The following is a 13,584-nucleotide window of genomic DNA, read 5'->3' as shown; positions in this document are numbered from 1 at the left end:
ATGTTTATCAACTGAATGCGGAGTATCCGAACATGCCAAAGATGAAGACTAAAAGTGGTGCTGCTAAGCGGTTTCTGAAAACTGCTAACGGTATCAAGCACAAGCACGCTTTCAAGAGCCACATCCTGACCAAAATGTCGACCAAGCGTAAGCGTCAACTGCGCGGTAGCAGCTTGCTGCATCCGTCTGACGTGGCAAAAGTCGAGCGCATGCTGCGCCTTCGTTAATTTTTGGATCAAGAATAGAGGAAGTAACTCATGGCTCGTGTTAAGCGTGGCGTCATGGCCCGTAAGCGTCACAAAAAAATTCTGAAACTTGCTAAAGGCTACTACGGCGCGCGTTCACGCGTATTCCGTGTTGCCAAACAAGCGGTAATCAAGGCAGGCCAATACGCCTACCGTGACCGCCGTCAGAAAAAACGTCAGTTCCGCGCTCTGTGGATCGCTCGTATCAACGCTGGTGCTCGTGTTAACGGTCTGTCCTACAGCCGTTTCATCGCTAGCCTGAAAAAAGCGTCCATTGAGATCGACCGTAAGGTTCTGGCTGATCTGGCAGTGAACGAAAAAGCGGCGTTTGCTGCGATTGTCGAGAAAGCTAAAGCCACCTTGGCTTAAGTACCCCCGACAGTCACCCTGGGCTACTCCTGTGGCCCAAGGTGTTAAACGTCATAAATAGGGGAAGAGCCTTCAAGCTCTTCCCCTATTTTGTATCTGGAGTCTGTACATGGAAAACCTGGACGCGCTCGTCGCTCAAGCTCTTGAGGCTGTGCAAAGCGCTGAAGATATCAATGCCCTGGAGCAAATCCGGGTTCACTACCTTGGCAAAAAGGGTGAATTGACTCAGGTGATGAAGACCCTGGGGAATTTGCCGGCTGAAGAGCGTCCGCAAGTCGGTGCGCTGATCAACGTCGCCAAGGAGCGTGTCACAGAGGTTCTCAATGCGCGAAAGGCGTCGCTCGAGGAGGCCGAACTTGCGGCCAAGCTCGCCGCCGAGTCCATTGACGTGACCTTGCCTGGCCGTGGTCAGGCCTCGGGCGGTCTGCATCCGATCACCCGGACTCTGGAGCGTATCGAGCAGTTCTTCACCCATATCGGCTACGGCATCGCCGAAGGCCCTGAGGTCGAAGACGACTATCACAACTTCGAGGCGCTCAACATCCCAGGCCATCACCCGGCCCGGTCGATGCACGACACCTTCTATTTCAACGCAAACATGCTGTTGCGCACCCATACCTCGCCGGTACAGGTCCGCACCATGGAAGCGAACAAGCCGCCGATCCGCATTGTCTGCCCAGGCCGTGTGTACCGCAGCGACTCCGATATTACCCACTCGCCGATGTTCCATCAGGTCGAAGGCCTGCTGGTCGATCGCGATATCAATTTCGCCGACCTCAAAGGCACCATCGAAGAGTTCCTGCGGGTGTTCTTCGAGAAAGAGCTGGCAGTGCGTTTCCGTCCATCGTTCTTCCCGTTCACCGAGCCTTCCGCCGAAGTCGACATGGAATGCGTGATGTGCAGCGGTAAAGGCTGCCGCGTCTGCAAGCAGACCGGCTGGCTGGAAGTAATGGGCTGCGGCATGGTTCACCCCAACGTGCTGCGCATGTCCGGGATCGACCCGGAAGAGTTCTCGGGCTTTGCCTTCGGCATGGGCGTTGAGCGTCTGGCCATGCTGCGTTACGGCGTGAACGACTTGCGTCTGTTCTTCGACAACGACTTGCGGTTCCTCGCGCAATTTCGCTAGTCGTAACGAATCTTTAGGAGAGCAGGATGAAATTCAGTGAACAATGGCTGCGTGGCTGGGTAAGCCCGCAGGTAAGCCGCGACGAGCTGGTTGCTCGTCTGTCGATGGCCGGTCTTGAGGTCGATAGCGTTACTCCGGCCGCCGGCGTATTCAGCGGTGTGGTTGTGGGCGAGGTGCTGAGCACCGAGCAGCACCCCGATGCCGACAAATTGCGTGTGTGTCAGGTCAGCAATGGCGCGGAGACGTTCCAGGTCGTGTGCGGTGCGCCCAATGTGCGCCCGGGCTTGAAGATCCCGTTCGCCATGATCGGTGCCGAACTGCCGGGCGACTTCAAAATCAAGAAAGCCAAGCTGCGTGGCGTTGAGTCCAACGGCATGCTGTGCTCCCAGGTTGAGCTGCAGGTGGGCGAGGGCAATGATGGCCTGATGGAACTGCCGGCCGACGCGCCCGTGGGCCAGGACATCCGTGTCTACCTGGAACTGGAAGACGCCAGCATCGAGGTCGACCTGACCCCGAACCGCGGCGACTGCCTGTCCCTGGCGGGCCTGGCTCGTGAAGTCGGCGCGCTGTACAACGCTCCCGTCACCCGGCCGGTGGTTGCCGCAGTCGCTGCGGTGCATGATGAAGTGCGCCCGATCGAAGTGCTGGTACCCAACGCTTGCCCGCGTTACCTGGGGCGTGTGATCCGTAACGTCGACCTGTCCAAGCCAACGCCGCTGTGGATGGTTGAGCGCCTGCGTCGCGCCGACGTGCGCAGCATCGACGCTGCCGTTGATATCACCAACTATGTGATGATTGAACTCGGCCAGCCGTTGCACGCTTTCGATCTCGCCGAAATCAATGGCGGCATCCGTGTGCGTATGGCGGAAGAAGGCGAGAAGCTGGTTCTGCTCGACGGTCAGGAAGTCAGCCTGCGTGCCGACACCTTGGTGATTGCTGACCATTCCCGCGCCCTGGCAATTGCCGGTGTGATGGGTGGCGAACACAGCGGTGTGTCCGCAACCACGCGTGACATCTTCCTTGAGAGCGCATTCTTCGACCAGATCGCCATCGCTGGCAAGGCTCGCTCCTACGGCCTGCACACCGATGCGTCGCACCGCTACGAGCGTGGCGTTGACTGGAAACTGGCGCGTGAAGCCATGGAGCGCGCCACTGGCCTGCTGCTGGAAATCACCGGTGGCGAGGCGGGCCCGATCACTGAAACCGTCAGCGAACAATACCTGCCGTCGATTGCACCGATCACCCTGCGCGCTAAAAGCGTTGAGCAGATGCTCGGCCTGGTGATCGAGCCGGCTGAAATCGAGCGTCTGCTTTCGGCCCTCGGCCTGGGTATTGCTGCGGGTGACGCCGGGCAGTGGCGCGTTGAAGTGCCAAGCCATCGCTTCGATATCAGCCTCGAAGTCGACCTGATCGAAGAGCTGGCCCGTCTCTACGGCTACAACCGTCTGCCGGTTCGCTACCCGCAAGCGCGCCTGGCGCCGCAACCCAAGGCTGAAGCGCGCGCGCACCTGCCTGAACTGCGTCGTCTGCTGGTTGCCCGTGGCTATCAGGAAGCGGTGACCTACAGCTTCATCGATCCGAAGCAGTTCGAACTGTTCAACCCAGGCGTCGAGCCGCTGTTGTTGGCCAACCCGATCTCCAACGATATGGCCGCCATGCGTTCGTCGTTGTGGCCAGGCTTGGTGAAAGCGCTTTCCCACAACCTGAACCGCCAGCAAGACCGCGTGCGCATGTTCGAAAGCGGCCTGCGTTTCGTCGGCCAACTGGATGGCTTGAAGCAAGAGCCGATGCTCGCCGGTGTTGTTTGCGGCAGCCGCTTGCCGGAAGGTTGGGCCCAAGGCCGCGATGCGGTGGACTTCTTCGACGTTAAAGCTGACGTGGAAGCCGTATTGGGTTTTGCCGGAGCACTGAACGACTTCACGTTCGTGCCGGGCAGCCACCCGGCGCTGCACCCGGGCCAGACGGCGCGTATCGAGCGCGAAGGTCGCTTGGTGGGTTTCGTCGGCGCGCTTCACCCGGAACTGTCGAAAACCCTCGGTCTCGACCGTCCGGTCTTCGTTTTCGAACTGGTTCTGGCCGAAGTCGCTTCGGGCAAGATGCCGAAATTCAGCGAGCTGTCGCGCTTCCCGGAAGTACGTCGCGACCTGGCGTTGATTGCTGATCGCGAAGTGTCCGCCACGGCTGTTCTGGATGTAATCCGTGAAAATGCAGGCGAATGGCTGACGGACCTCAGGCTATTTGACGTCTATCAGGGTAAAGGCATTGATCCGCATAGAAAAAGCCTTGCAGTTGGCTTGACCTGGCAGCATCCATCGCGCACTCTTAATGACGATGAGGTGAATGCCACGACACAAAATATCCTCACATCGCTTGAACAAAGGTTAAACGCCACGTTAAGGAAGTGACGTATGGGGGCTTTGACGAAAGCTGAGATGGCGGAACGTCTGTACGAAGAGTTGGGTCTGAACAAGCGCGAGGCCAAGGAATTGGTCGAGCTGTTTTTTGAAGAAATCAGACACGCTCTGGAAGACAACGAACAGGTTAAATTGTCCGGTTTCGGTAATTTTGACCTGCGGGACAAACGCCAGCGGCCTGGCCGCAATCCAAAAACGGGAGAAGAAATCCCGATCACGGCTCGCCGTGTGGTCACCTTTCGTCCAGGGCAGAAGTTGAAGGCCCGAGTTGAGGCTTATGCTGGAACCAAGTCATAACGACGAGTTACCCGTCATCCCAGGCAAACGCTACTTCACCATCGGTGAAGTCAGCGAGCTCTGTGCGGTAAAGCCGCACGTGCTGCGCTATTGGGAGCAGGAGTTTCCTCAACTCAACCCCGTCAAACGCACCGGGAACCGTCGGTATTATCAGCGCCAGGATGTGCTGATGATCCGACAGATCCGTGCATTGCTATACGACCAGGGGTTCACCATCAGCGGCGCGCGCCAGCGCATGTCCGGTGATGAAGCCAAAGACGACACCACCCAATACAAGCAGTTGATCCGCCAAATGATCTCCGAACTCGAAGATGTGCTGGTGGTTCTGAAGAAATAATTCAGGCTTTTAAAATACTTCCACATTTCAAAAGCTTGCGGTATATTCCTGATCGCTTCATTGCGAAGCGAACCCAGTAACACGCCTAGTCGGGGCGTAGCGCAGTCCGGTAGCGCACTAGCATGGGGTGCTAGGGGTCGAGTGTTCGAATCACTCCGTCCCGACCATATTTTTCAATGACTTAGCCCAATCTGAAAAGGTTGGGCTTTTTCATGCCTGAAAAATACTCCCACATTTACTCCCACGAATATCTTGGATCTTAATAGCTTTACCATTTGAGAGGCTTGGTTGTGTTCGAGTCTCGTCCGCTGCGCCATATTTGCTTCCACTAAGGCCCACTGAACGCCTGGAAGCTACGGAAATAGCGGCCTTGAGCCGCTTTTTTCGTTTTCTGAATTCCACTGGAATCCATCTCCAGCCACGGTTTTTAAGTACACATTTAAGTACACCGCTGGCACAGCCTTTTACGATTCCTTGCGCATCAATTTTCGTATTGGTGCGTCTACCGCTGGGTTGTATTCCCCTCCTTGATCCAAAAGGAGGTGTCTGATGGCTCTGACAGATACAGCGATCAAGCAAGCCAAGCCCGCCAGCAAGCCTTATACGTTAACTGATGGGGATGGCTTATCTCTGCAAGTGCCTACGACGGGTTCGAAACGCTGGCATTTCCGTTTCTATTGGCATGACAAGCAATTGCGTATTTCCCTTGGTATCTATCCCGACGTCAGTCTCAAGGAGGCTCGCCAGCGGAGAGAGGCTGCACGTGCGCTGGTGGCTAACAATATCGATCCCCGCTCACATCGTCGCGCCGAGCGCCAAAAAGCCGCTCACGCCGCCAACAACACGTTTGAAGCGGTTGTTGGTCGCTGGCATGAGTTCCGAAGTAAAAAGCTGACGAAAAGTAAGAAGGGCAGTGCAGGGCAAGCGAGCAAATACCTGAAGAAGGACATGCTGCCGTGTTTGGGCGATCTTCCGATCTCAGATATTTCTCGTGGTGACGTGCTGGAGCTCATTAGGCGAATTGAGCGCAGAGGGGCGCTTGTCTCTGCTCGAAAGGTGCGCACTTGGCTCAACCAGATCTTTCGGTTTGCCATGGCGGAAGGGCTCGTTGATGTGAACCCAGCAGCAGATCTTGATATCGTAGCCGAGACGCCGCGGCCAGTTCGCCATAATCCCTTCCTCCAGGTAAATGAACTTCCAGGACTGCTCAGGACCGTCACCCAATATGGGGGTGCAGAAACGGCTTGGTATTCGTCTATTGCTGCTGACAGGGGTTCGTACAGGAGAGCTGCGGGCGGCTACGCCAGGCCAATTCGACTTCGACAGGGGGGTCTGGCTGGTGCCGCCGGAGGGTGTGAAGCAACTCCGGAGTCGTGTTCGAACACAGGGGAATGAGATCCCACCTTATGTGATTCCACTGTCTGTCCAAGCAATTGCAATTGTGCAGCGGCTAATGCAGTTAAGGGCGCGCGCTGCGCGGTACCTGCTGGTTCACCGATACGAACCGCAGGAAATGATCAGTGAAAATACCCTTAACACCGCAATCAGCCGGATGGGTTACAAAGGAAGGCTCACCGGTCATGGCATCAGGGCAACCATCTCGACGGCGCTCAACGAGGTTGGTTTTGTAGAAGAGTGGATTGAGGCGCAGCTTTCACACGCTGATACCAACCAAATTCGGGCTGCATACAATCATGCAGAATACGTCGAACCGAGACGCAGGATGATGCAATATTGGGCGGATTTGCTAGATGCGCTAGAGATTGGCATTACGCCGCCTGCGCCTGAAACCTATATGGCGAAAATTGGGCAACCTTCAACAGATTTTCTGAGCCCGCAGCGCGAGTTTGCTAGTTAATCGCATGCAGTCCTAGGAGGCGAGTGTTCAAATAACTCCGTCCCGACCATATCTTTCAATGGTTGGCCTAAACTGAAAAAAGTTTGGGTTTTCATGCATGCAAAAAAATATTCCCAAATCTATTCCCACGAATCTCATAGATCTAAATAGCTTTGCTATTCAAGCGCGTGGCCGTGTCCTGCCCGCGAAGGGCTCACGCAATAAAAGGAGCGAGATTCGTGCTAGGTATCGGCTGGGCACAACGCAAATCGATGCGTCGATACGCAAATGGCATTGTGCGTGTGAGTGAAGCGCGTTCATTGTAAGAGATAATATAAGAAACGCGTACATGCAATCTCTTGATAGCCGGTATCGTCTGTCCGATTATCAATGACGCCTGCCAACGTTTAGGCAGTGAGGATATTCGAGGACGTATTTTGGAGCCACATCAATATCTCGCAGAAAAGATTTTGGACGGGTCTCAACTCCAGGATGAGCTGCCTCAGGAGTGGCCAGAACACCTTGACGCGGAGGCGACGGTCCAACCAGTGAACCGTTTATTTCCTAGGGGAGAGTTTGTGCTCGACTTTACCGCGATGCCGGCAGCTTCCTTCGAGCAATTCTGCTGGTGGTTGCTGAGCAAGGAGCAAACACTTCGGGGCTGCCAACGAGTTGGTCGAAATGGCTCCAAGCAAGACGGAATCGATCTCTTTGCCTATGACGAGCGATTTGCTAATAAACTGAATATCTACGAATGCAAAGCTTGGAAGAAATTCGACGCCACTCGCCTCACTGAGGCAATCGACAGTTTTCTTCAGCGCGGCTGGAGCGGCGCGGCATCGTCATTCACACTTATCTTGGCGCAGCCTGACCTTGGTAATTTGGCGGGTAGATGGCATGTCGAAAGGCAACGTTTGAGGGCGGCTGGAATCGAGGGGGAGTTATGGACGGCTCTCCATTTGACCCAAAAAATCCAGGCCCACCCGGATCTGTTGTCGAAGTTTTTCCCTGGTGCCCAGGCGGAGGCGTTCGGCAATCTGTGGATGGAGCGTACTGGGTTTGTTGATCTTGTTTCCAAGGCTGTGTTCGATCCTCGGAAGCGGGTGGCGCGAAAGGCGAGGGAAGTAATCGAGCAATCTGGCGGGCTGACTGACAACATATTGCGTGATGATGACATCTCGGTAGGCCAGGCAGAGACGCATGACCGAAGCATGTTAGGCCCGTCTTCGCGTGTCATTGATACCTACAGGACAATCAGTCACAACGGCCGGCACTGGTTCTACAAAGGGCCATGGTTCTCGGTAAGTCTGTTTTTGCCTGATTACACCTCTGCCAGCGCGTCCGCTGCCTTTGACTTCCACCAGGATAATCTCAGGGGCGTTACTCTTACCGTGAGTCACGAATGGCTCTTGAAGAGTTTTCTATTTTCATCCGAGGCGCCGCTTTCGAGCGAAGGCCGTTCATTCATTGTAGGAAAGATGCCTGGCGAGACACATCAGTACCTGATTAATCTACCCAATTGCAGGTTGACCCTCGAAGAAAAGGTTGTTCAGGAGCTGGCAGGCGTGGCCGACCTTATGACCAAAGTCATGCGCGATGCCCTGATGGCTTTGGAGGGCACGTGGTCGGCGGTAGATTTCCCATTTCTAGATTGGGGAGGATCGCACAAGGTCGCCATGGCCTCACTTCGTAAGGATGTCTGGAGAGAGATCGGACGATTCACCGAGGAGCACGATTATGCGAGTGGATCGTCGCCATGGCACATCTTCGATGGCCATTCAGAATTTCTCAAACCTTTTCATCAAAAGCCTGTGGGAATTTATGAAGACGGGTATCACGCCTTGATCTACGCGTCGAAAGCAGGAGACTTCTTTTCCGAGGACAGCGTAACTTTGTTGTGGGCCCCGGACACCTTAACGTATCGCTCTCCTTCGCCCAGCGGATGGTGGTCTTGTGAATATGCTTTTCACTGGTTGAATGACACGTTGCTTCCCGAGGTTAAGCGACGGGTTTTCTTGCGAGAATATGGCTCTTGGTGGCTGCGATTTTGGCATGCCAAAGATGCCAAGCGTTTCTTGCACTACCTGGACGAGATATTTGTTGTTCGAGATCTCCGACAGCCAGCTCTTTTGCACGATGGTGGTTGGACCACAGGTATCGTGCAAAGCGTAGAAGCCTTGCGGGCTTTTTTCACATCGGTATCTGTTGACTCAGTGAGGCCGTACATTCGCCGGCAGGAAGTGGAAAACCTTCACAGGGCCGTGGCGCTCATCGCGGGGCACAACCGTGGCTTTCCTGGGTACGTGGCCTCTTCCTTGAGCTTGGACAAGCGTCCATCTAGTCATGCGGAACTCATTGAAATGATCCATCAGCGTATTGAATCGGGCGCGGTAGTTTCCAGCTGCCATGTAGTCGATTACGTGTTTCGGGCAATGCTTGAGTTACTCGGTGATGCTGATGATTTTCTTTGTCTTTCGGATCGCGAAGCAGTCCAACTTTGGATGCTTCCGTTTGCGCGCGTCCGGGACGATGGCTTGCTGGTGCGCCGTCACACGAAGCGCGCATGACTTTACCGAAAGAACATGGTCGGTCTTCGGTGCATATTTTTGATGATGTCCTTATCTGATTGATTCACTGTGGGGCAATTTAGTTATCGCAGAGTCCTCAACTGAGGATGCCATCGGCAAACGCTCAAGTGCGTGGCGCATCCACGCATAGGGCTTCTAGCCATTGGCTTTCGCAGTCTCTACCAGACTATAAAGTTGAGAACTTGCCGTCGCGCCTCTGGGCGTGTCGCTAAACAGCCAGTTCTTTCTTCCGATCATGAAGGGGCGGATCGCGCGCTCAGCGGCGTTGTCGTCGAGCGGTAAGTAGCCTTCCTCGAGTTTGCTCCAGTTGCTAGCGAGGTAACTGATGACTTTGCCCAGGGCGTTCTGAGCAGTGATTTGTGGTTGCGTTTTTTCAATCCAGCTTTTCAACTTTGTAAGTATCGGCAGGCTGTGTTCTTGACGACCGGTTTTACGGTCAGCGTCGCTGCTGGCCTTCGAGTCGCGCTCGATGCCATACAGCTTGTTGATCAGGTTAAGCGCGATGTCGGCACGTCCCGCCTTGCCTTTGGATTACACTTTTGTGCGTCGACAACTTGCGTCGAGCATGCGCCCAGCAGCCTAAACGCTCTATGCCATCCTGTGCGCCCGACACGTTGTAACCGGCGTAATCATCGGCCAACACGTAGCCGCTATCCCGCCGCCCACCCGCATGTGTCTACGCCCACATAGCCAATTTTTTGTGGTACGGATCGTCTGCTCTGTGTGGTGGGACGAGGCCGAAGTAAGCGCCTTCGCTGTTTCGCGTGCTGTCTCTCTCAATGAAAGATTGCGACATTTCAAGAGCGGTTGAGCTATCTCAAGCCAACATTGCAGATCGGGATGCGTATTGAGAAATGGATCTAATTACTTCCCCTTTTCTTGTGGTTTTATGTACAGTGATGGCATTGTGCGCGCAGTAGGTGCGTTTTTCCTTCTTTCTCGCTTAGCACTACATATTGTGCTATATGTTTTTTCTATTGGTATATATTGTGTTTACGGTCTGGTGATGGCATATTTTTCGAAAGCTAACTGATCTTCGCCGCTAGGAACATGAGCTGAAAATTTTTGTTTGGTTTCTATGACCTTGGCAGGTAGTAGGGGTGGTATGTGTCGGTACCTCTTGATGCGATGTATGACCAACAGCTACGTGCCGCGCTTGAGGCATGGCAGCACTCCTCGACCAACCGCGTGGTTCTGGCGACGGAAACCGATGGCTGGAGATTTGCTTTTTTTCGGTTCGAAGCAACCACTGCTGATCCGTTAGAAGCCATTACGGGGGATTTTGGAGTCTTATCCAGAGACTTGGTATTGCAATGGGCAAGCGACAAGAAAATCGTCCCCAAGCTTGAATACGCGATGGTGGACGACGTCCCGCATGTATCTGTTAACACTGAGTTGTTCGCCGCCAAATTGCTCGCTCTCGTGCCCGCTAAGGCAACCAAGAAAGCCATCCAAACATTTCTGAAACAGCGCGATTCTCTGCTCGAAGACATGAAGCGCCCCAACCTGCCGGGTGAAGTCATCAATTGGGTTTACGCAAGGTCGGCCGGGATCTGTGAATTCGAGGGCTGCCCTGCGGAGTTGTTCAGGGACAACCTGGGCAACTATGGGTACTACGGTTACCTCGCCCACATCGTTGCAGCCAAGCCAAAAGGCCCGCGCGGTGATGATCACTTGTCAGCGGAACTGGCGCAGTCACCTTCGAACATCATGCTGTGTTGCGATATCCATCACCGGCTGATCGACAAAGTTGATCCAGATAGCTTTAGCCGGGAACGACTTGAAGCAATGGTCGCCACCAGGGTCAACTGGCGTACCAACCAAGCTGCGACATTGTCTTACCCGATCGTGCATGCCTTGGCATTCATTGGTGACATCGCCGGTCGCACAACAACATTCTCACAGCACGATGCCCGAAAGGCTTTATTGGCGGCCCACCTCACGCCTGTGAACGAGCGAGTGGCCGAATATCTTCTGCGTGATGCCCAAGGTGGGAACGATGTAAATGATCCAGGATATTGGGCTAACTTCTTACGAGTTTTCCGGGCACAAATCCTTCACATCCATACCGCGATCAGGGGCGATGGTGCGTTCGGCGCTCAAGCTCAGGAACTCGCAATCTTCCCGCTGGGCAACATGCCAGCAATGCTGCTGGGCGGGTGGCTGGTCGGTGAAGCGAGACGAGTAGAGCTGTTTAGCTTCAGGCGTAACCCCGGAACTTGGGTGCGTCCTGACGATTCCGAACCGCCTGTGAAATTCGAGTGGACTAAGGCCTCTGATGTGAAAGTTGGCTCGCATGTCTTGATCACGCTGGAGATTACCTCAGAAATAACCGATGTAGCGCTAACGGCGGAAATGCTGAGCATGCCCCGCATTCGGATTTCTCCCAGCACTTACGGTGTTGATGTTGTGGCACCGAAAGAGGCAATGGAGAGATTCAGAAATACTTGCCAAGAGGCATGGGCGTATGCCGTTGATGTGCTCCATGCCTCAGAAATCTCAATTTGTACCATCGCCCCGGCTGCAGCAATTTTTGCTCTCGGAATGAAACTCCAGTCGCGTTTGCACCCGCCAATTCACATGTATCAGATGGCTCCTAAAGCCTTGCCTTTCCACGCCTTCACCTTGGGCAGGCACGCGATTAGCGTGCCGCCGCATGCACCCGGCAGCGTGCTGCAGTTGGATGCCTGCTGATTGCGCGCAACATCTGTTCAACATCTCCTTCATGAGGAATCCCCACATGGACATCGAAGAACGCAGCTTGCTTGTCGCGGTAGAGGCTCTGGAGCTTCCGCCTAGTGCTTATGAGAAAGCGGTACAGCGATACAAATCGCTGGGCGAGTGGTTCAGCCGGCCTGAGTCCTCGGTCGCCGAGAACGACCCTCATATTTTTGTTCAAGGGTCGTTCGCTCTGGGGACGGCCATTCGCCCGTTGCTTGCGGGAGAGAGTTACGACTTGGATCTCTCGTGCAAATTGAGGGAAGGGGTTTACCCGCAGACTCACAGCCAGTCGGATCTAAAGGAGCTGGTGGGGATTGAGTTGGAGGGATACCGCGAGGCCAAGCGAATTCAGGAGGCTCTGGAAGAGAAGAATCGGTGCTGGCGCCTCTACTACCAGGATGGCGTCAGTTTCCACATGGATGTTGTCCCAGGGGTTCCCGTCGAGGAGGGTAGGCGCCAAGAGCTGGCTATCACCATGGAGAGCTTTGGCGTCAAGCAGGTACTGGCTCGGGACGTTTCTAATCTTGCCATCTACATTACTGACAGGCGGCGCCCAGATTATGAGGACGTCAACGCTGGCTGGATGGTTAGCAATCCGGACGGCTATTGCAAATGGTTCGAGTCCAAATCAGAACCAGTGTATGAGAAAGGGCTGGTCACGCTGGAAGCGCAAGTTGATGAGGTCCCATTTTATCAACGAAAGACGAATCTTCAGCGGGCAATACAGTTGCTCAAGCGCCATCGTGATGTGATGTACCGCGACAATCCCGACTCGAAACCAATCTCGATCATCATCACCACGCTGGCGGCGCAAGCCTATCAACCAGGCGGCTCGTTAAAGGATGCTGTGGCGTCATGCCTCGCAGGCCTGAGTGCTTTCGTAGCCAGTAATTCAGACACTGTGCCGAACCCGGTGAACCCTAAGGAAAACTTCGCCGATCGCTGGAAGATGCCTGAGGGGGAGAAAGATCGATTGAAAGAGCACTTCCATTTCTGGGTTGGACGAGCTCTTGAAGATTTCAGGCAAATTAGGGATCTGGATGGGCAGCGTCTGGTGGAGCATATTGAGGACTGCTTCGAAACCCCGACTTCAAGCGCTGCTTTGGGTATTGCTTCGGCACCCGCTCAGGTCGCCGCCCCAGCCATTGTAGTTTCCCAGCCGCCTCGCCCTTGGGGGAGCAACGGTTGATTAAGCATGGTTCGATGATCGAATCATTCTTGGCCGATTACCCGCGTATGAGGTTTCGGCCGACGGTGGACGGAACGATTTCACTTGTTGGCCGATTTCCATTTTCTGCGTCAGCTGCGGGGCTTCCCAATATAACTGACGAGTATCGAATACGGATCGACATCGTTGATCGGTTGGACAAGGCGCTTCCTGTCATCTACGAGACTGGAGGAAGAATTTCATCTTCCAGAGACAATCACGTAAATCCGGATAGCTCATTGTGCTTAGGATCACCGCTTAGCCAACGGCTGCAGCTGCGTGCCACACCGACGCTTACTCGGTTTGTCGAGCTGTGTTTGGTGCCATTTCTGTATGCGCAGTCGTTAAGGGAGAGGGACATTGCTAATTTTCCTTTTGGGGAGCTTGCACATGGTTCCCAGGGGCTGATCGACGACTACAGGATGATATTTGGAGTGAAGGAT

Annotated in this window: 11 protein-coding genes, 1 tRNA gene and 1 pseudogene; 12 read left to right on the top strand and 1 reads right to left on the bottom strand. The window is 54.5% G+C overall.

The window, feature by feature from the left end:
• Nucleotides 1-32: 32 nt before the first annotated feature.
• From rpmI to U5A08_RS19900, 10 genes are all read left to right on the top strand, one after another.
• A complete protein-coding gene (gene rpmI / locus U5A08_RS19945; protein ID WP_002553160.1) occupies nucleotides 33-227 on the top strand; it encodes a 50S ribosomal protein L35 in 195 nt (64 codons plus the stop codon).
• 30 nt (nucleotides 228-257) lie between these two features.
• Nucleotides 258-614, top strand: coding sequence for a 50S ribosomal protein L20 (rplT, locus tag U5A08_RS19940; protein WP_321848259.1), 357 nt, complete (start codon nucleotides 258-260; stop codon nucleotides 612-614).
• 109 nt (nucleotides 615-723) lie between these two features.
• Nucleotides 724-1,740 carry a phenylalanine--tRNA ligase subunit alpha gene (gene pheS / locus U5A08_RS19935; protein WP_247395785.1) on the top strand — a complete coding sequence of 339 codons (1,017 nt, stop codon included), beginning with the start codon at nucleotides 724-726 and terminating at the stop codon, nucleotides 1,738-1,740.
• 26 nt (nucleotides 1,741-1,766) lie between these two features.
• Nucleotides 1,767-4,145: a phenylalanine--tRNA ligase subunit beta gene (gene pheT, locus U5A08_RS19930; RefSeq protein ID WP_321848256.1), complete on the top strand. Its 2,379-nt coding sequence runs from the start codon at nucleotides 1,767-1,769 to the stop codon at nucleotides 4,143-4,145.
• 3 nt (nucleotides 4,146-4,148) lie between these two features.
• Nucleotides 4,149-4,451 (top strand): integration host factor subunit alpha, encoded by a 303-nt coding sequence (gene ihfA / locus U5A08_RS19925; RefSeq protein WP_002553164.1) that lies wholly within the window; start codon nucleotides 4,149-4,151, stop codon nucleotides 4,449-4,451.
• Nucleotides 4,432-4,788: a MerR family transcriptional regulator gene (locus U5A08_RS19920; RefSeq protein ID WP_003174972.1), complete on the top strand. Its 357-nt coding sequence runs from the start codon at nucleotides 4,432-4,434 to the stop codon at nucleotides 4,786-4,788. The genes ihfA and U5A08_RS19920 overlap by 20 nt, the downstream gene beginning before the upstream one ends.
• Before the next feature lie 90 nt (nucleotides 4,789-4,878).
• Nucleotides 4,879-4,955, top strand: a tRNA-Pro gene (locus U5A08_RS19915).
• Between the two features lie 382 nt (nucleotides 4,956-5,337).
• Nucleotides 5,338-6,183, top strand: a complete 846-nt coding sequence (locus U5A08_RS19910; RefSeq protein ID WP_321848254.1) for a tyrosine-type recombinase/integrase — start codon at nucleotides 5,338-5,340, stop codon at nucleotides 6,181-6,183.
• Nucleotides 6,077-6,646 carry a tyrosine-type recombinase/integrase gene (locus tag U5A08_RS19905; protein ID WP_321852258.1) on the top strand — a complete coding sequence of 190 codons (570 nt, stop codon included), beginning with the start codon at nucleotides 6,077-6,079 and terminating at the stop codon, nucleotides 6,644-6,646. The genes U5A08_RS19910 and U5A08_RS19905 overlap by 107 nt, the downstream gene beginning before the upstream one ends.
• Nucleotides 6,647-7,203: 557 nt before the next feature.
• The gene (locus U5A08_RS19900; RefSeq protein WP_261754000.1) at nucleotides 7,204-9,192 is read left to right on the top strand and encodes a hypothetical protein; all 1,989 of its coding nucleotides are present in this window, start codon (nucleotides 7,204-7,206) and stop codon (nucleotides 9,190-9,192) included.
• Between the two features lie 51 nt (nucleotides 9,193-9,243).
• On the opposite strand, the pseudogene tnpC reads toward U5A08_RS19900, so the two are convergent.
• A pseudogene (tnpC, locus tag U5A08_RS19895) lies at nucleotides 9,244-9,862 on the bottom strand (IS66 family transposase); the annotation flags it as partial.
• A 458-nt stretch (nucleotides 9,863-10,320) separates the two neighbouring features.
• On the opposite strand from tnpC, the gene U5A08_RS19890 reads away from it, so the two are divergent.
• Nucleotides 10,321-11,907, top strand: a complete 1,587-nt coding sequence (locus U5A08_RS19890; RefSeq protein WP_321848253.1) for an SAVED domain-containing protein — start codon at nucleotides 10,321-10,323, stop codon at nucleotides 11,905-11,907.
• A gap of 46 nt (nucleotides 11,908-11,953) precedes the next feature.
• Nucleotides 11,954-13,123: a nucleotidyltransferase domain-containing protein gene (locus U5A08_RS19885; RefSeq protein WP_236216022.1), complete on the top strand. Its 1,170-nt coding sequence runs from the start codon at nucleotides 11,954-11,956 to the stop codon at nucleotides 13,121-13,123.
• Nucleotides 13,124-13,584: the final 461 nt, after the last annotated feature.

Origin of the sequence: Pseudomonas paraveronii (assembly GCF_963681955.1) — a bacterium.
In the GTDB taxonomy this organism is placed as follows: Bacteria; Pseudomonadota; Gammaproteobacteria; order Pseudomonadales; family Pseudomonadaceae; genus Aquipseudomonas; species Aquipseudomonas paraveronii.
The sequence above is the reverse complement of the archived record's forward strand: the minus strand, read 5'-3'. Positions and strand labels throughout refer to the sequence as shown.